This is a genomic window from Bradyrhizobium sp. ISRA464 (assembly GCF_029910095.1).
Taxonomy (GTDB): domain Bacteria; phylum Pseudomonadota; class Alphaproteobacteria; order Rhizobiales; family Xanthobacteraceae; genus Bradyrhizobium.
The window spans coordinates 6,641,076-6,659,784 of the sequence record NZ_CP094526.1; the positions used below are offsets into that span (position 1 = coordinate 6,641,076).

Here is an 18,709-nt window from a genome sequence, read left to right on the forward strand (position 1 = left end):
CGCCGATCTTGCGGCAGAACCACGTTGGCGCGACCAGCCCGCCAACTTGATGAGAGACGCAAAGCTCTAGACTAGGCGGGACTTGCGGACGACTGCTTGATGATCTTGACACGGGGCACACTGCACCGGCCGTCGACGCTGACGGGTACCTCGCCCTCGACGGCAGCGCGACGAACGATGCGGCGCTGCTCGCCGTAATCATCGACTGCATAATGCATTGTGGCGCGGTTATCCCAAATCGCGATGTCACCCTGCTTCCAATTCCAACGCACAGTGTTTTCCGGCGCGGTGATATGAGACTCAAACAGATCGAGTAGCTTCTGGCCGTCATATTTTGGGACATCTACAAAACGTGTCACATAGGAGCCTAGGACCAGCGCACGCTCGCCGGTCTCGGGATGGATGCGCACGACGGGATGTTCGGTCTCGAACCTCGCCCTGGTAAGAGCCTCGTCATCGAGATTCTTATCCGCTTCGGTGCGGTGCGCGACCAGCCTGAGGCTGTGAACAGCCCAAAGCGCGTCAGCGAGCCGTTGCAGCGGCTGCGGCAAGTCGAGATAGGCGGCTGCGGTATTTGACCACACCGTGTCGCCACCGACTGGCGGGATCACAACACCACGCAGCACCGAAATCTTGGGATAGGCATCCAGGCAGGACCAGTCGACGTGCCAGACGTCTGTCTGGATGTTTCTGCGCGCGGAATCAATGTCAAGGACCGAGATCGTTCCCTCGGTCGGAACCATCTCTGGATGTAGCGCGGGCTTCCCAAACCGTCGAGCAAAACGCTCGTGCTCAAGATCGTCAAGATGACCCTGGTCGCGAAAGAAGATGAGCTTGTGCTCGAGCAGGAGGGTCTTGATCGCAGCGATGGTTTGGTCCGGCAAATCGCTCGAGAGCTTGATATTGCGGATTTCCGCGCCGATACGCGCCGACCGTTTGATGACATCCATCCCCGGAATGACGCTATTGCTCGAACCCCTTTCGCTCATGGTGGCATTCTCCAGGTTGTGGTTTTTCGCCAGGCAACGCTATTTGGGAACACGAAGGCCATTCATTCGTGGCACTGTGACCGCCCGGTCCGACTTTCGAATTGGCTGTCGGCACGCTCTTGAGCGCCTGTTGAATGTCGCGAGGATGATCGACCTCCAAATCCCGAGCAGGAATACACGATCAAATTGAATGAGAGCAGGCTCGAATGAGGCCAGGTTCTCGGAAGTAGGAGTCAGCGGGCCAGCAAACAGAGCCAGCATTCTCGATCAGTGACACTGGTGCTGTGCTGCACGACGGGTCTCTCTGCGTCGACGAGCCGTCGTGGGAATGATCACGACCGATCCATTCTCCGCAAAACTGCGCCAGCGCGGCAGTTCGCAAGCGCATCAGATGTTCTTTCGGCATATATCCTGATCGGAGTGCCAAGGTTCGGCGCTTTCGCTGGCACGTGCTCGGCAGCTACCGCTTGCTCCATGTCGCCATATCGATTCCCTCGTTTCCTGTTCGCTGGCCACGACCGTTGCATCTCTCCATTGCAACCGCACCTACCTCTCCTGGTGGGCCGCCCCCAACTGACCGAAACCAGCGCGAGGTTGAAACCGCAAAGGGCCATGGCGCCAAACTCAACGTGCGGGGGTTTGCCGAGGCATTCGGCTTCGAAGCAAAGAGCGCTTATCCGCCAGCTCCGCTTTTGGGGCTGCTTTCGGCGCGCGAACGCTCCTTCTCAAAATATCACCTACAGATTGTCCAGGCCTTCTTGGCGCTGACAGATGCCGCTAGTACGATTAACAGCGAGGATCATTTCAGCTTCATGCAGTGTGTGCCAGCCTGGGGAGAGCGTCGGCCTTGCTTGCCAAGACCATCCTAGTCCTGCAAGTCGCGTCCAAGTTGCGGAGCCACATCCTCACAAGCTTCAACTAAATCTCGAAGATCTTGCGCGGCGCTTTGGTTAGGACTTCGACGCCGGACTCGGCCACGCGAAAAGTCTCACTGATTACGTAGCCGAAATCTTCGTCGATCCAATTGCCGAGCATGAGATGAAAGGTCATGTTCGGCTTGAACTCTGTCATGTCCCCTTGCTTGAGACTGGTGACCGCCTCCGTCCAATCAATGCCTATCCCGTAGCCACAACGGGAGTCTTTCTGGAAGCCGAACTTCTCGATCGTGCGATTGAATGCGTGGGCGACATCGCTGCAGGTTGCCCCGGGTCGAACCTCCCCCAGCGCGGCCTCCAGGCCAGTCAACTCCGCCTCATGGATTCGACGCAGGCGATCGGAGGGCTTGCCAATTGAGAACGTTCGCATGATCGCCGCTGTGTAGGTATGCCGCACGCCGGCGAGTTCTAGATTTACCTGCGTACCCTGCCGGAAGACATCGTCGCTCCAAGTAATGTGGCTTGTCCCGGTGCGAGGCGAGGAGCACATGAAAATATTTGCGATCTCCGTTCCGCGCTTGCCATTAGCGCCGCGCGCCAGCGTTCCCAGAATCTCGGCGATCGCGTCAGCTTCATGCACGCCCGGCCGTATCACCTCCGAGGCACGCAGCACGCCGGCATCGGCAATGGCGGCCGCTTCCCTCATCAGCGCGATCTCCAGCTCCGACTTGACGGTTCGGATCCAGGTTACAGCATTCGTACAATCTACGATTCTCGCCTGCGGTAGGCGGGCTTTGAACCTTTCAGCCGACTGCGCCGGCAATTGACCGAGTTCAAGCCCCACGCCGCGCTTCGCGAGACCCGCCTCATGAAGGAAATTGATGATGGCATCGAAGCCGTCCGCCTCCTGGTTTCCAATGAGCGCTTCCGGATAGCCCATTATGCTATTCCGCTCCAAGAAAGTGAGGTGAATGGCCGCTGGCGCATCCTGGCGGCGCAGGATGAACATCGGTTCCTCTCTGTGGATCAAAACCACCAAGCCTTGAGGAACATAGGCGGAGCGCGCAGTATAACCCGTTAGATAATTGATGTTGCGGTCAAAGGTCACGACGAGCGCATCGATGTCGTGCCAAGCCATTTCGGATTTCACTGCGCTTAGTCTGCGCAGATATTCGCTTCGCGGAAATGCCTGCGGTCCTTTGCTGATCGCCATGGTCGGTAGCTCCATTGGGTCTGGTTGCGCTGGAAGGTCGACCGGCGCCCCGGCCGTTACTTAGCTCTCGAACGCCGAGCCAACACCTGCAGCTTCCGCTCGCGCCAAGGCCAACGAGGCGATCGCCGTGTCCTGGACGCCGGTCCCAGTGAGATCGACGATCGTGATCTGCGTCTCGCTCAGACGCCCCATTTTTGAGCCGGCAACAATCTCTCCAAGTTCAGGAAAGCTTGTATCGGCGGGGACCGTGCTCGCTGCAATAGCATGGTGCAGTTCGCCAAGTAGGCGCGTCTGCTTGAGGCTGTCTGCGACGTAGAGATCAGCCCGGGCAATCGCATTCGGATCAACCTCATTCTTATGTTCGGCATCCGATCCCATCGCTGTAACATGCTGTCCGGGCTCCAACCATGCAGCACTCAGGATCGGTCGGTCGGCCGGTGTCGTCGTGACGATGACATCGGAGCCGGCCACTGCCATTATCGGTTCCGGATGTGCCGTTACAGGAAATCCGAGCTCTACCGATAGTTCGCGCGCTGTCGTTTCAGCCCTCAACGCATTGCGAGCCCAGATGCGAGCCTGACGAATTGGCCGAACCAGGGTGAGCGCGTGCAGCTGTAGCCTCGCCTGAATTCCAGCACCCAAGATTGCAGCAACACAGGCGTCCTTGCGCGCGAGATACTTTGCTGCGACAGCGCCTGCGGCGGCGGTGCGCACATTGGTCAAATAGCCATTGTCCAGCAATAGCGCTTGCATCAAACCCGTTTTGCTGGAAAGTAGCACCATCATGCCATTGGTGCTCGGCAGACCGATCCTTGGATTATTAAAGAAGCCAGGGCTGATCTTGACAGCGAAGCCATCAAGCCCCGGAACATAGGCCGTTTTGACGTCAACCTCGCCCCGATGTTCTCTAATATCCAGCCGCAGGATGGGTGGCATCGTTACCGTCTTGGTGGCGAGCGAATGGAATGCCCACTCGATGCATTGAACTGCCACAAGGTCGAGCGGCACGATTTGCCGCAGCTCGCGCTCCGTCAGAATCTTCATTTTCGGCATCAGCCATCTTCCCCGAGCGGCTTGCTCATCCCAGTTACGACACGGCGATGCAGCTCCATGTCGATATTGCGACCGGAAAGCACGAGAGCGATCGGTCCGCGCAATCCAGCGACCTTGTTGGCGAGCAGCGCTCCGATCCCGACCGCGCCGGCACCTTCTAGGATTTCGCGTTCTTTCTCATAAGCATGGCGGATGCCGGCCGCGATCTCACTCTCACTCAGCAAGATGAAATCATCGAGCAAAGTTTGACACATCGCGAATGTCAGCTTGTTGTCGAGGCCAATGCCGCCGCCCAATGCATCGGAGAGACTGCGGACTTCCTTCACCTGGACCGGTCGGCCAGCGTCGAGGCTCGCCTTCATCGCCGCGCCGCATTGCATGCTAACCCCGATGACTTTCACATCTGGCCGCAAGGCCTTGACGGCTGCTGCGATGCCGGCAGCCAGTCCACCACCGGAAACCGGCACGAGCACGGCGGCGATATCGGGCATCGCTTCGACGATCTCGAGACCAATCGTCCCCTGTCCGGCAACAATATCCCGATGATCGAAGGGAGGCAGCAAAACGAGCCGATCTTCACGCACCAGACGCTCGACCTCATCCTGCGCCTCGTCCTGTGACTCTCCGATGATGCGCACGTCCGCACCGAGGCTCCGGATCTCGGAAATCTTGTTCTCCGGCACCAGCCGCGACATGCAGATCGTCGCCCGCGAACCCACGGCGCGGGCGGCATATGCCAGCGCCCGGCCATGATTGCCGGTCGAGACGGAGACGACCCCGGATGCCCGCTCGGCTTCGGTAAGCTTGAGGATAGCATTGCTCGCACCGCGCAGCTTGAAACTGCCTGTCGTTTGGTGATGCTCAAGCTTCAGACCGACCGGCACGCCGCAAATGTCTGAGAGCGTCGGCGAGCGTACAAGTGGTGTTGGAATAATGTGGCCGACGATCCGGCTGCGCGCATCCTCAATAGCAGAGAGATCGATCATAGATAATCTTCCGTCAAGTAGATGTGGCCGCCATGGCCCAATGTTGCGCTCTGATTGCAATTGCTTTCGATCGGCGCAGTCTGGCCTCTGTTAGTCGCCAGCAACTTCATCTGAGCAGAGATAAGATAGATCTGAACGGAGGTGGATCGCCGGCGATCGAGCCATTCTGGTTCCGGTCTCGGCTTGGAAACGGCTTCAGATGGGCTCGATCTTGGTATTGCCGCCGGTCAACTCCACCGACCAAGCCCCTCACCTGACGCAAGGTTCGCGCCATAACTCGGGCGGCGCTACCTGGAATTCCGGGTTCCGAGGACGAGGGTTGGCGAGCTTTTCCTGCATGGGACGCGTGCGACTTACAAAGCGACTCAATTGTTTCCCTTACGTATTGGCGTTTCCATCCACCTCGCAAATATTATTTCGCCTCGAAGATGAATTTCATCATTGTAAGGCCTTACTCAGCCGAAATTCTGCGATCCGTGGGACCATGCGAAGTTTTGTGTCACGCACGACGGGTCTTGCTGGATTACCAGGACGCGGCTTTGCACAAGCCCAATCCGCGGCTGGGTTGGGCTAGTTCGCAACTCTGACCACGCGGAGACGACTCGCAGAGATCCCCCATCGGACATGGTGGTGCGGTCTCGGAAAATCGGACTGATTTTATAGCGGTTCGGCTCTCTCCATCTTGCTTGGATCGAAAACCCACCTGCTACGCTGCGAGCGCGGCAACAGGGTTAGTCTGTTCTGATCCTTAAGGATTCCTGGAGGCGCTATCTGCGTCAATCGCCTCGCCGCGCGGTTTCACAATCCAGAACCGTGGCGACCTCGTTCGTCATCACCTCCGTCAGGAGCAAGGTTGTCGATTTGCGCTTAGCAAGCGCATTGCCTCTCCGATCCTGAGCCATGACGCCAATCAAGCCGCTTAATCTGATAGTTTTGTCCCTGCAAGTCGTTCAGTATTGGTGGGTCCCATCCGACAGGCCATGTCACAGCATGCAAACACCTCGGCGATTGTGCTCTCGCCCATCGACCCGTCGCCAGTCGAAATGGTCAATGCCAGCGGACGAGCGGACGTTGTCCTGATCTGCGACCACGCGGGAGCCGTCATCACCACGAGGTTCGAGACCCTTAATCCGCCTGCGGCCGAACTGCGCAGGCATGTCGCCTGTGAGATCGGCACTGAGGGTGTGGCGTGTCATCTTGCGGCCCGGCGCGAGGCGCCGCTCGTTCTGCAAAACCACCGCCGGCTCGTTGTCGACTGTCACCGTTCCTTCGACGCGCTGGACTGCATTCCAGAGGTGAATGCCGGCAGGACCGTTCCAGGCAACCCGGGCCTGTCGAGAGCTATCGCCGTCAACGCTGTGCGAAAATCCACGAACCGTTCCATCAGGAGGCCTCCCGCCGACCGGCTCGTCGCGCGGCCGTCGGTATACCCACGACCTTGCCGTATCTGGTCGATGATATCAGCGATTACACGATTCCGATGCACGGCGAAGCGCGTGATCTTCCTGTACCTGCTTGAGATCCGCAACGCTCTGATTGGCGAAGCCGATGGCAGCGCTGTGGGCCGGCTTGATCGCCAAGGTATTGCTCGACACAAAAGCGAAAGACCCCACCCATGGATGATATTCCGACGACGCGTGAGATCCCACTCAAGCCGAAAGAGTCGGCGCTATTGTTTATTGATGTGCAGAACTTTTGTGTTCGACGCGATGGCGGCGAGTTCAAGGACGTGCCTGACGCCGATATCGCCGGCAAGTATGGCTATTATTTCGATCGCTTGAGGTCGGTCGCGATCCCTAACATGCAGCGGCTGCAGGCAGCGTTCCGCATGGCAGGCATTGAGGTGCTCTACACGACGATCGAAAGCCTCACCAAGGACGGTCGCGATCAAAGCCTCAGCTACAAGATCGTCGGCTATAACGTCCCGAAAGGCTCGTGGGACGGAAAAGTGATCGACGAGATCGCGCCCGGCGACGACGAGATCGTGCTGCCGAAATCATCTTCAAGCGTCTTTGTATCGACCCATATCGATTACCTGCTGCGCAACCTTAAGGTCAAGCAGCTCGTGCTATGCGGTCTCGTGACCGACGAGTGCGTGGACTCTGCAGTCCGCGACGCCTGCGACTTGGGTTATCTCGTCACGCTCGTGCCAGATGCCTGCGCCACTTATACCCAGGAGCGCCACGACAACAGTCTACGAGTCATCAAGGGGTATTGCCGTTTGGTTCCCACGGACGCACTGATCGCGGAGATCTCGGTCGCCGGCATAGGTGGGGCGGCGGCAGAGGCCCCGACTTAGCGTGCACCGGCGGATTGAAGACGAACCTTTAGCCATCCTCGATCTTGTTGCTGAGCATCGTCGGCGCTCGGCTTGCTGAGCGGCCTCCGGGCGTGGCACGTGGGAGCCGGTCCGGCGATCAGTGGCATGCTGCAGGCAACGCGTGCTTATGTGCAATGGAGCGACGCTCACCGCCTCGCTCAGGCTAAAAGACAGCTGGCGGAAGCAATTGCTCGAGGGATCGGCGCGGGCGTCCGGCTTCAACCTCTCGAGCAGCTGCGAGATCAACCGAGCAACCGAGGTCCACCATCAGGAGCGCGTCGACGTGTATCGGGGTCGGACGGCGAACCTGAGGCGCAGATACGCCAATGAAGAGGTACACTTTCATCGGATATGTTTGAAGCCGGCTGTCGACATTGCGACATGTCGGGCCCACGACACGTCCGCGCGGAAGATTGCCTTCCCAAATCAAGCCCACGCAATTGGCACGAGCCTTGAAGAGGCAGTACCATCCAGCATCGCTTGCTCGGGGAGTCGCATAGTGACTTATGAGATTATGGCCTGTCGCTTCACCGCCAGCATCATGGGCGATTTTGATTGCCTCGATGTCGCTATCCGTCTCATCGCGCACCTGCGCGCGATCGTGCGATGGCGATAGATCAGGGGCGGATCGCGGTAAACGGCGGCCTTCGCGCTGATCGCACAGGCTCGGCGTACCGGCCACCTGCCTCCTGCCTTGCGCGCGTGGACAAGCGCCGGTCGAGGCGCCGGTCACTGCAAAGCAGCTGATCGCATCAGTGGGCGCTGAAAGCGTGATACCTCGGGCGAAATAGCACGATTCAAGCCAACGGAGCGCCTCGTTTGTGAACAGCCAGACAAGGCTTGCAACCTGCGTCTGCGGGTTATCGTGCCCCCTCACCAGCTCGTCGCACAAGAACGCGCTCCTCCAAGAGAACAGGAACTCTTTTCTCGGCCGAGACAAACGGGCAGGTTTCCCATGGATGAGTTCGCCGAAAGAAACCGCCTCCCGTCGCGGCCCGGAGTTGAACCAGCGGCCGCCCGCCGCCACTTCGCCGTTGAGCTCAGCCAGTGCGCTGAACTCGCATTGCCGATGGCGCTGACGCAGCTTGGGCATATCGTGATGGTATCGACTGATCTTGCCTTTATTGGACGTCTCGGGGCTGAGGCGGTCGGCGCGGCTGCACTGGCGGGAACTGTCTATTTCATCAGCATCAACATCGGCATCGGCCTGCTGGCGGCAATCGCACCGCTTGCAGCGCAGGCGTTTGGCGCAGGTCATCTAGGCGTGCTGCGGCGCTCGCTGCGCATGGGGTTGTGGGCCGCCCTGTTGTTGTCCGTTCCGATGATGGCGCTCGCACTGCATGGCGAACAAGTCCTTCTTGCAGCAGGGCAAGCGCCGGATGCGGCGCGGCGCGCTCAGCAATATCTGTTCGGATTGGCCTGGGGCGTGGCGCCGGCACTGTGCTTTCAGGCCATCCGCTGTTTTTTGGGCGCGGCCAACCGGCCCGCGCCGATCTTGTGGATCATGCTCGCTGCCATCCCCGTGAATGGGCTACTGGTTTATCTATTTGTTCAGGGGAGGCTTGGCCTACCACGGCTGGAGCTGTTCGGTGCAGGTCTTGCGACGACGCTGGTGAACTGCACGACGTTCTTGGCCGGTTTGTGGTTCGTCACAATGCGTCGTCCTTTCCGCGCCTATCACCTGCTTGCCCGTTTCTGGCATTTCGACTGGGTTTTGATGCGGCAGCTCATCTGGATCGGCGCACCGAGCTCGATCGCCTTTGTGATGGAATCAGGACTTTTTCCTGCTGCAGCGCTGTTGATTGGTGTGATTGACGCCAGGGCCATTGCCGCCCACCAGATCGCGTTCCAGACTGCCGCGATCGTGTTCATGATTCCTTTGGGCATTGGCATGGCGGCAACGGTGCGGATTGGTCAAGCCCTTGGCCGCAATGACTGTGCCGGTATCAAGCGGGCAGGTCTTGCGGCCCTGTGCCTAGGTATTGTCATCGCCGCAATGTCGGCACTTGTGGTGATCACTGCGCGTTTTGCGATCGCGGAGTTCTTCTTGGGCAAATCGGCCGCTGATCGCGATGCCACGATCGAACTTGCGGCACGTCTGCTTTTGGTTGCCGCGAGCTCCTTTGTCCCGGCCGCAATGCACAGCATTGCCTCAGGCAGCTTGCGCGGACTCAAAGACACGCGGGTTCCGCTTGTGTTCGCCGCAACGGGTTATTGGTTGATCGGCGCATCGCTTTGCTACGTGCTCGGTTTGAAGGCCGGCCTTGGCGCCACTGGTGTCTGGATTGGCTTATCAATCGGGACGATGGTCTACGCCGTACCCGTCGTCGTGCGCTTCCAGCTGCTGGCGAACAGGCTTGCTGCTCAGAGCCGATATATGACCGAGCGGTCGTTCCAGCCCTTTTTCGGGAGTTCAAAGCCTTAAGTGCCCATTCTTCGAAAATGAATGCTGCGGCAACGCGGACAAATCGATAAAAGCTGCATTGAGATCGTTCATTTTCTTTGCAGTATGGCTCTAGCCCGAACTGCCATCGACGCCGCTCCGACAGCTCGCAAGCGCACTCTCTTTGATCATTCCGAGGCGACGTCACGGCAGTCCGTCATTCCGGCTTAGAGATCGCCAGGTGAGCGCGTTGCAACTTTTGACATACAGTCGTCACTCGCGAACAAAGAGTTGAGCCGCTTGGCAGTGGACCCAGGACGCCAACCCTAGTAGCCATTTGCTTCGATTCTTCCACTTAGCCCGATCGAACAGGCCTGCCGCCGGGTGGGATCGATCAAGCCCGGACCTCCATCGAGCACCGACACGCCACGAGCTGCGCGATCTGAGAGTGAGGTTTCGCTGGTGCGCAGCTTGCAAGCAAATTTTGTCCATCCTTTCCCGTGAGTGCATGTCATGGAAGCTCGCTAGGCTCGGCGCAAACGTACCGTATCGACCTATCTTATGCGATGCGGTGGACGGCGGGTCGCTTCTTGCGCGGACATCACGGAAGACTTGAGCGACAGTGACCGCTCTATGCACGTTTCGCGGCCGGAAAGCCATCTCGTGCGCTTGCCACATCGAGACGCGAGGCGCGACGAAGTGGACATGTCGTGACCAAGTGGATGATCCAGTCGAATGAACATTGCGGTTGCTAGCGGCCGGCTCGCAGGCGCACCTGTGATACGGGAGCCTTCCGTCTTTCTCTGTGGTTACGAGTTGTGGCTCGTTTGCACTAGGCGGCGATCTGGAAAGACGTTAGAAGCCATCGTCAGCGAGCGGATGATGAGCAGCGTAGGATATCAGGTGTATTCGAAGAACGGCAACAGCGCCATCGGAGTTGTCGTTTCCTCAGCAAAGCAAGCTCTCGCCAAGGCCCAAGAACTCGCCGAAGCTGGCAACGAGGTCTTGATCAAGGACCTCGCCGGCCGGATCCTCGATATGGCCACGGTCGTTGAACTTGCCGCGCGCGAATAGCGTTCCGCTGGACCACAAGATTGAGCGATTGGACAATTCTCCTTCTAGAGCCAAGAGAGAAACGGCAACGCCGCTCGATTTGATCAGAGCCATGTATTCTCGGCCTCTGCTCCGTCGAGGTCACATTTGCAAGTTGCATGACCGTGGATGAACGGCAACTCAGCGTGGCGGAAGCCGATAGCCTTTGCCCCTGTCCGACCGGCCGGATGACAACAGTCGGCTCGTTGGAGCGGCGCCGATCGCAAACGCGATCTTCGCCAAGCGCCTCATTTCGGTCACGCTCGGCACCCCGGGCGGCAGGATCTCGACGCGGAAGGACCGCCAAACTATTCCAGACTTCCGTCGCTCTACACGCCGGCACGATGAAGGGGCCCTATTCCCGGGTAATGTGGTCCTTCATTTCGGGAGAGCCTTAGACCGAATAGATCGAGACGACATGCGTCAGCTGCGGATGATCCTTTACGTCCTCGCCACCAATCGCAGCGATTGCGCGCGATCAAATCAACGCCGTCGGCGAAGCGCCCCTACCCTCGAGCAGCAATCGAGCGAACAAACCCGGGTTCATTGTCAGCGTCATGGCCCGGCCAGGCGAGCCTCAGCTGCCTCGGTGCGGTCGCGGCCGGCGCCGTTCATGGCTTGGTCGGCACTCGCATCGGCGCGGTGATCGGACGCGATCGCGACATAGACCGCCGGCAGCACGAAAAGCGTGAACAGCGTGCCGATCAACAAGCCCGCGACAAGCACGAGCCCGATGGAAAAGCGGCTTGCGGCGCCAGCCCCCGTTGCGGTCAACAAAGGTACGAGCCCCGTAACCATCGCCGCTGTGGTCATCAGGATTGGACGGAGTCGGACGCGCGCCGCCATCTCGATCGCCGAGCGGCGATCTAACCTCTCCTTGAGCTGCAGCTCATTGGCGAACTCGACCATCAGGATACCGTGCTTGGAAATCAGCCCGACCAGTGTCAGGAGCCCGACCTGGGTGTAGATGTTCATCGTCGACGCGCCAAAGAATAGCGGGATCAAGGCGCCGACGATTGCCATCGGCACGCTGATCATGATGATGAGGGGATCGCGCAGGCTTTCGAACTGCGCCGCCAGCACTAAGAAGATGATGATGAGTGCAAATGCAAAAGTGATCGCAAGTTGGCTACCCTCCTGGACATATTGGCGGGCGTCAGCAAGGAAGTCGTGGCTGAAGCCCGCGGGCAGCTTCTTTGCCTCCCCGTCCAGGAAGTCCACGGCCTGGCCGATCGTGACGCCGGGCATCGGGACGGCCTGGAAGGTTGCGGAGTTGAGCTGATTGTAGTGGGTGAGTGCATTCGGATCGGTCCCGGTCTCGATGGAAACCAGGGTTGATAGCGGCACCATCGAACCCGTTGCAGCCTTCACATAGTAGCTCCCGAGTGATTCCGGCGTCAGGCGGCTCGCGCGCGGCACCTGCGGGATCACCTGGTAGGAGCGGCCCTGCAGGTTGAAGCGATTGACGTAGTTTCCCCCGAGTAACGTCGCAAGCGCGCTGCCAATGCTCTGCATGGTGATGCCAAGGTCGTTGGCCTTGGACCGATCGACCTTGATTCGCGCCACCGGCTGGTTGAATTCGAGGTCAGAGTCGCTCACCGCGAATAGGCCGCTCCTGCGCGCGGCGTCCTTCAGCTTCGACATCTGCTCATAGACGGATTGGAAACCGAACGTCGAGTTGATCACCATCTGCACAGGTAAGCCATCGGAACCGCCCGGAAGCGGCGGCAAGCTAAAGGCAAATGCGTTGACACCTTCGATTTTGGACAGCTCAGCCTGAACCTGCGACTTTAACGCGATTGATGATCGCTTGCGCTCGTCCCAAGGCTTGAGCAACATGCCCGCCAAACCGGCCTGCGACCCGTTGATACCGTTGAGCATGAAGCGTAAGTCGGTCTCGGGAAACTTCTTAAACGCCGTGTCGAGTTTGGCGCCATAATAGTCGAGGTAATCGATATTGGCGTATTTTGGCGCCTTGGTCAGCGCGAAGACGATGCCCTGATCCTCCTCGGGCGCCAGTTCCTTGGAGGTATGCAGATAGAGAAAGCCGACCAGGCCCAACATGGTTAGCGCAAACAGCCCGGTAATCGGCGAATAATCGAGCGAGCGGTCGAGCTTGCGGCCGTACCAGCGCGTCATGGCGCCGAACGTGCGGTTTACAGCCCTTGCAAATCGCCCCTCCTCCGCGTTCGTGAGAAAGACCGAGCACATCATCGGCGACAGCGTGAGCGCAATCACGCCCGAGACGATCACTGAGCCCGCTAGCGTAAACGCAAACTCGCGGAACAGCGCACCGGTGAGGCCGCCAAGAAAGCCGATCGGCGCGTATACGGCGGCGAGCGTCATCGTCATGGAGACGACAGGGCCGACAATCTCGCGCGCCCCCTTTGTAGCGGCCTCTAAGGGCGGTGCGCCGTCTTCCAGATGGCGATAAATGTTTTCCACCACAACGATCGCGTCGTCGACCACAAGACCGATCGCAAGCACCATCGCCAGCAGGGTTAAAAGATTGAATGAAAACCCCAGCGCTAGCATCATGCTGCAAGCACCAACGAGCGACAGTGGAATGGTGACGACAGGAATGATGACGCTCCGCAGCGAGGCCAGGAAGAGGAAGATCACCAGCACCACGATCACGACAGCCTCGATGAGCGTCTTCTCCACCTCATCGATCGATGATTGAATGAACTTGGTGGAGTCGTAGGCGACCTTCATCTTCAGCGATGGCGGCAGGTTGCGCTCGATGTCTGGAAACAGAGCTCGAACGCCTCGCACGATGTTCAGCGGATTGCCCTGCGGGCTTGCCCGAACGCCGATGAAAATCGCGTGTTCACCATTCATGGCAACGCTGGCGTCAGCGCTCTGCGCGGCAAGCTCGACGGTCGCAATGTCCTCCATGCGCACAAAGCCGCCGTCCTTGGCCTTGACGACTATGCGCTTGAAGTCGTCGACATTGCGCAGATCAGTGTTGGCCGTGACATCGAAGAGATTGAAGTGGCCCTTGACCTGGCCGGCCGCGGCCTGGAAGTTGTTGGCGGAAATTGCAGCCGAAACGTCAGCCGGCGACACGCCGCGCCCCGCCATTTTTGCAGGATCGAGCCATAGCCGCATCGCAAAACTCTGGCCACCCAGGATGTCTGCCGCTGCGACGCCGTCTACGGTCGACATAATCGGTTGCACCACGCGAGAGAGATAGTCGGTGATCGCGCTGGCCGTCAGTTCCTCGCTGGAGAAGCCGACATACATGACAGCCGTGGCCTGACCGCTCGACTTGGTGACGACCGGATCGTTCGATTCTTTCGGGATCAAATATCTGACCGAGTTGACCTTGGAGAGCACCTCGGTGAGCGCCTCGTTAGGATCAAAATTGAGCTTGATATAGACTTGGATCGTCGAAGTGCCGAGTACCGAGGAGGACGTAATGTAGTCGACGCCCTCGGCAGAAGCGACCGCCTGCTCCAGGGGCGTGGTGATGAACCCCTGGATCATGTCGGCGGAGGCGCCCGGATAGGATGTCGTGATGTTGACGACTGTGTTCGACAACTTGGGATATTGCCGGATCGGCAAAACGGTGGCCGCGCGAAAGCCGATCAGCAGGATCAGGAGACTGACGACGATGGACAACACCGGACGTTTGATGAAAAGCTCGGTAAATGCCATCGCAACGCTCGCATTCAAATAACTGACGCAAACTCGCCAGCAAGTCAGGCTACGGCTACGGTCACTCAATGCAGCGATGCTGCTAAGGCCCGTCGCATGAGAAAGCGGAATCGGTGGCCCTAAAGGCTCATACTCTCGACCAACGCGCTCCCCCTCAAAGCGCGATCAGATGGCCATCTGGTGACCACTTCGAAGGTCGATGCTTTGGCATGGTAAAGCCGAAGAGCACGTAACGAGCCGTGGCAAGAACCTAAGCCCGAAATCACCGGATCAGGCTTCCACAGCAACGAAGCGGTGTTTTGATGGACCCTCAACTCGGACCTTGGCTCGACGTATTTGCATCTAACTTCGTGTCCACGCCTCCATGGCGAGCAAGAACTTCCAGCAATCATACCGGGTCGGCTGAAGGCTTTGTGCCGATTCGGCACTTGCCTTGACGTGATCCGGCTTCGACGTCGAAACTACAAGCAGGTTGACGGGCGGCTCAACTCTACAAAGGTAAGCGCGCGATATAGAGCGGTTTGCAAAAACCTATACCAAGGTTTGTCGATCGCGCGACGAGGCTGTAAGCCGCGCACGACGTGTAATGTCACGCAGGCGAAAAGCTGTTCATACAGCGTGGCGAACGAGCCGCTTCGAACTGACACGGGCTTGTATTGATACTCCGTCGTCCTGTCTTTCTCGCTGAGGGGGCTGGATGGTTCATCATTTTCGACCTCGATCGAGCCTCCAAGATTCGCCGTCCTCGTGATCCGTAAACTCGACCGGCTTGCTGGGCGGCATCCACACAATGGTCACACACATGCATTCTGGAGCATCTTTGGCTCTGATTGAATCAGAAACCGAGGCTCTCAATTCTTGTTTTGACGCAGCTTATTTACGCGAACCGGTAGCCAGCTCGCCACAAATGCTCTAGCGCTTGGGATGCCGACTGGGGCCCGTGACCGCCGCCGTGACGGCCTCGTAGATTGTCGCCAAATCGCTTTGCAACGCGCGCCTGGCCTGTGGAAGAACCACCTGCAGGATCGCCGTGCCGAGGTCTGATGGCGCTGTCTCCTTTTGTGGTTACACTTCGCAAATAGCGAGGGCTCAAGGCGGTCCTCCCTTGAGGCGTGAACGCAGAGGGGAACAACGGCTTGAGAGGCCACTAACGGCTTGAGAGGCCACACGGCACGTCGCCCTGATTGCCGGCGTAGCGGACAGGACCGCACCGACCCCGCGGAGTATCTGCTTCAGCTCGGCTATGCCGCGCATGGCACCGAGCGCCGCTGGTCCTGGTTCAATAGCGCTCGCGTCAGCCAAACATGCCGGCGCCCTATGCCGTTCACTTCGACCCATCCAGAACAAGGGAACGGGACCCAACTCTTCCTTGGTATGCTCAAGCAAATGCTTGCCATGGGTCACTGAAAGTGCCCCCAGGTGACGTCAAGGTGCGGATGAAATCCGGCTTCCAGCTGATCGTTAAGTCGCCGGCTGTTCAGCCTCGCCCTTCTGGTCGTTCGGCAGCCGAGCTCCCTCCCGCTCCCGTTCATCGCCGCCGTGGCGTTTGTTGCGGCTTCGCAGCAAGGCTCGCGGCAGCACCGAGGCAAGACCCTTCGGAAAGAACACGAGGACGACAATCATGGCGGCCGCAATCAGCATGAACCGGCCCTCCGCAAAGTTTTCGATATTTGCAAGGCCTTCCGAGATGAACGTCAGCACAATCGCAGCGAATATCGGACCGTAGATCGTGGAGGTGCCGCCGACGAGCACCATGCTCAGCACCAAAGAAGATGTCGAGAAGTAGAAGATCTCTGGCGAGGCCACGCGCAGATATATGACATAGAAGCCGCCAGCCAGCCCGGCAAAGAAGGCACTGGCGACAAGGGCTTTGAGTCGCTGGCCGGCGATTGGGATGCCGCGCGACACGGCATACTGCTCGCTGTCGCGCAGCGCCTTGATCGAAAGGCCGAAATCGGAGCGCGCCAAGAGGCGCAACGACAGGGTCGCTACGACCAGAAGCCCGAAGGCGACATAGTAGTAGCCGAATTTGTAGTCGCGCAGAAAATTGTAGCCCGGCAGGTGGATGGTCGGCACGCTCACCAGACCGAGTGTGCCGCCGGTGATCTGGGACTGGCTGATCACGAGTTGAAGCATCAGTTGACTGAAGGCGACGGTGACGAGCACCACATAAACGCCCTGGAGGCGAACGACTGGCAGCGCAACAATCGCTGCGGCGAGTGATGCAGCAAAGCCACCGACCAGCATCGCGACCCATGGATCGATTCCGAGAAGCTTCGCCGTCAGCCCCGTCGCATAGACCCCGACGCCGAAGAAGGCGATGTGGGCGAAATTGAAAATCCCGGCATAGCCGAGCGTCAGGTCCCAGCTTGCGGCAACCACTCCGTAGATGAACGCCATGATGAACAGATGTCGCAAGTAAGTGTCCTGGACGAAGATCGGCAGGAGCCCTCCCGCGACGAGCAGGGCCACCAGAGACCAGGTCTTGCCGTTGAGGAGCCTTGCCATCACCGCACCACCTTTCCAAGCAACCCCTGCGGCCGGACGAGGAGGACGAGGATCAGCAGGAGGAAGATCATGGAGGGCGTCCAATAAATGCCGATGAAGAAGGTGAGCGCCGCCTCCACGATGCCCATGAGGTAGGCCGCGACGATAGTTCCTCCAAGCGAGCCGAGCCCTCCGACGATCACGATGATCAGGGCCTTGACCAACGGGTCGGACCCAAATTCCGGGGTCAGTAGCCGGACCGAGCCGAGGAGCACACCCGTCAAGCCGGCAAGGACGGCGGAGAGGGCAAAGGTAATGATGAAAAGACGGGAGACGTCGATTCCGATCAGGCGAGCGCCATCCGGATTCTGCCCGACCGCCCTGATGCCGCGGCCGATCCGCGAGCGACTGAGGAAGAGCCACAGCGCACCGAGCAATAGCGGTGCCAGGATGATGATCAGCGCTTCCTGGGCCGAAATCATCGTGGAGAGCAGCTGAACGTTGCCGTTCACGATCGGAGCCAATTGCTTGAGCCTTGCTCCCCACAAGAGCTGGATTCCCTTCTGCAGGAAGATCATCGCGGCAAGGGTCGTCATCACCGTGATGAGCAGGATATCGCGATGATCATAGAACGGCCGAACCACCACCCGTTCGAGCAGGATGCCTATGCCGATCATGGCTGCGACCGCGACCGCGATGCCTGCGGCGATCCCGAGATCGAGACCGGCCGCGTTGGAGACTGTCCAAGCGATATAGGCACCGAGCGTCATCAGGACGCCATGGGCGAAATTGAAGATGCCCAGCGTCGTCCAGACCAATGAGAGCCCGCTCGCCATCAGGGCATAGCCGGACCCAAGCACGATCCCGCTGACAAGAATGGCGCTGAGAGTATCGACGGTCATGAGGCGCCCTCCGACCCGAAATACATGTCCATGATCTGTTGATGGTCGACGTCCGCGCTGCGGTTGATCTCGCGGGTGATCTCGCCGTGATCGACGAGATACATGCGCTCGACCAGGGATAGGACGAAAGCGATGTCCTGCTCAACCAGCATGAGCGGAATACCGCGCCTTGATATCTCCGCGATCGCCTCGGCAAGTTCATCCTTGAGCTTGGGCGACAGCCCAAGCGTCGGTTCATCGAGCATCAGCATGCGCGGTGCGCACATCAACCCGACGCCGATTGACAGCATTTGCCGCTCGCCCCCCGAGAGCGTCTTGCACGGCTGATGACGGCGCTCGGCCAGTCGAGGAAAAAGGCCAAGCACGTAATCGAGATTGTCCTTCATGTCCTGGCGCGCGCGAGGCGTGAAGGCCGCTAGCTCGAGCGTCTCCATGATCTGCATGTCGGGGAAGAGATGATTTCCCTGCGGCAAGTGAATCAAACCGCGTCCAACGATTCGATGGGGCGCGAGCTTGTCGATCGGCTCGCCCATGAAGCGCACGCTCCCTGCGCGAGGACGGATCACGCGTGAGATCGTGTTGAGAAGCGTGGTCTTGCCGTGCCCGTTCGGCCCAAACAGTCCAACGCGCTCGTTGGCTCCGACGTGCAGGCTCATGCCGTGCAACACATCGGACGCCTCATAGCCGGCGCGCAGATCAACGATGTCCAGCGCGTTCGTATTGTCGCTCAAGGCCATATGGTTGCTAAA

At 59.1% G+C, this 18,709-nt stretch carries 14 protein-coding genes; 4 read left to right on the forward strand and 10 right to left on the reverse strand.

What is annotated here, in order from left to right; all coding sequences use genetic code 11:
* Positions 1–71: 71 nt before the first annotated feature.
* The 5 genes from MTX19_RS30945 to MTX19_RS30965 all read right to left on the reverse strand — a co-directional run bounded on the left by MTX19_RS30945 (position 72) and on the right by MTX19_RS30965 (position 6,378).
* Entirely contained in the window at positions 72–989 is a 918-nt protein-coding gene (locus MTX19_RS30945; RefSeq protein WP_280980667.1) for a TauD/TfdA family dioxygenase, read from the reverse strand.
* A gap of 918 nt (positions 990–1,907) precedes the next feature.
* Positions 1,908–3,077 (reverse strand): Xaa-Pro peptidase family protein, encoded by a 1,170-nt coding sequence (locus MTX19_RS30950; protein ID WP_280980668.1) that lies wholly within the window; start codon positions 3,075–3,077, stop codon positions 1,908–1,910.
* Between the two features lie 60 nt (positions 3,078–3,137).
* On the reverse strand, positions 3,138–4,130 hold the full coding sequence (eutC, locus tag MTX19_RS30955; protein ID WP_280980669.1) for an ectoine utilization protein EutC: 993 nt from the start codon (positions 4,128–4,130) through the stop codon (positions 3,138–3,140).
* On the reverse strand, positions 4,130–5,116 hold the full coding sequence (eutB, locus tag MTX19_RS30960; RefSeq protein WP_280980670.1) for a hydroxyectoine utilization dehydratase EutB: 987 nt from the start codon (positions 5,114–5,116) through the stop codon (positions 4,130–4,132). The genes eutC and eutB overlap by 1 nt, the downstream gene beginning before the upstream one ends.
* A 983-nt stretch (positions 5,117–6,099) precedes the next feature.
* Positions 6,100–6,378, reverse strand: coding sequence for a hypothetical protein (locus MTX19_RS30965; RefSeq protein ID WP_280980671.1), 279 nt, complete (start codon positions 6,376–6,378; stop codon positions 6,100–6,102).
* A 353-nt stretch (positions 6,379–6,731) separates the two neighbouring features.
* Between MTX19_RS30965 and MTX19_RS30970 the strand changes: the two genes are divergently transcribed.
* The gene (locus MTX19_RS30970) at positions 6,732–7,415 is read left to right on the forward strand and encodes an isochorismatase family cysteine hydrolase (RefSeq protein ID WP_280980672.1); all 684 of its coding nucleotides are present in this window, start codon (positions 6,732–6,734) and stop codon (positions 7,413–7,415) included.
* A 184-nt stretch (positions 7,416–7,599) separates the two neighbouring features.
* Here MTX19_RS30970 and MTX19_RS30975 read toward each other — a convergent pair whose 3' ends face one another.
* Positions 7,600–8,529 (reverse strand): hypothetical protein, encoded by a 930-nt coding sequence (locus MTX19_RS30975; protein ID WP_280985625.1) that lies wholly within the window; start codon positions 8,527–8,529, stop codon positions 7,600–7,602.
* Here MTX19_RS30975 and MTX19_RS30980 point away from each other — a divergent pair.
* Both MTX19_RS30980 and MTX19_RS30985 read left to right on the forward strand, forming a co-directional pair.
* A complete protein-coding gene (locus MTX19_RS30980) occupies positions 8,506–9,861 on the forward strand; it encodes an MATE family efflux transporter (protein WP_280985626.1) in 1,356 nt (451 codons plus the stop codon). The genes MTX19_RS30975 and MTX19_RS30980 overlap by 24 nt on opposite strands.
* A gap of 861 nt (positions 9,862–10,722) precedes the next feature.
* Positions 10,723–10,893, forward strand: a complete 171-nt coding sequence (locus MTX19_RS30985; RefSeq protein WP_280980676.1) for a hypothetical protein — start codon at positions 10,723–10,725, stop codon at positions 10,891–10,893.
* A gap of 573 nt (positions 10,894–11,466) precedes the next feature.
* On the opposite strand, the gene MTX19_RS30990 is transcribed toward MTX19_RS30985, so the two are convergent.
* Positions 11,467–14,511 (reverse strand): efflux RND transporter permease subunit, encoded by a 3,045-nt coding sequence (locus MTX19_RS30990; protein ID WP_280984928.1) that lies wholly within the window; start codon positions 14,509–14,511, stop codon positions 11,467–11,469.
* Here MTX19_RS30990 and MTX19_RS30995 point away from each other — a divergent pair.
* Positions 14,432–14,593: a hypothetical protein gene (locus MTX19_RS30995; RefSeq protein ID WP_280985013.1), complete on the forward strand. Its 162-nt coding sequence runs from the start codon at positions 14,432–14,434 to the stop codon at positions 14,591–14,593. The genes MTX19_RS30990 and MTX19_RS30995 overlap by 80 nt on opposite strands.
* A gap of 1,439 nt (positions 14,594–16,032) precedes the next feature.
* On the opposite strand, the gene MTX19_RS31005 is transcribed toward MTX19_RS30995, so the two are convergent.
* Genes MTX19_RS31005 through MTX19_RS31015 form a run of 3 tightly spaced genes read right to left on the reverse strand, consistent with a single transcriptional unit; the run spans position 16,033 to position 18,691 of the window.
* Positions 16,033–17,163 (reverse strand): branched-chain amino acid ABC transporter permease, encoded by a 1,131-nt coding sequence (locus MTX19_RS31005; RefSeq protein WP_280980677.1) that lies wholly within the window; start codon positions 17,161–17,163, stop codon positions 16,033–16,035.
* Positions 17,079–17,960 carry a branched-chain amino acid ABC transporter permease gene (locus MTX19_RS31010; RefSeq protein ID WP_280980678.1) on the reverse strand — a complete coding sequence of 294 codons (882 nt, stop codon included), beginning with the start codon at positions 17,958–17,960 and terminating at the stop codon, positions 17,079–17,081. The genes MTX19_RS31005 and MTX19_RS31010 overlap by 85 nt, the downstream gene beginning before the upstream one ends.
* On the reverse strand, positions 17,957–18,691 hold the full coding sequence (locus tag MTX19_RS31015) for an ABC transporter ATP-binding protein (protein ID WP_280985627.1): 735 nt from the start codon (positions 18,689–18,691) through the stop codon (positions 17,957–17,959). Before MTX19_RS31015 ends, MTX19_RS31010 begins: the two co-directional genes overlap by 4 nt.
* Positions 18,692–18,709: the final 18 nt, after the last annotated feature.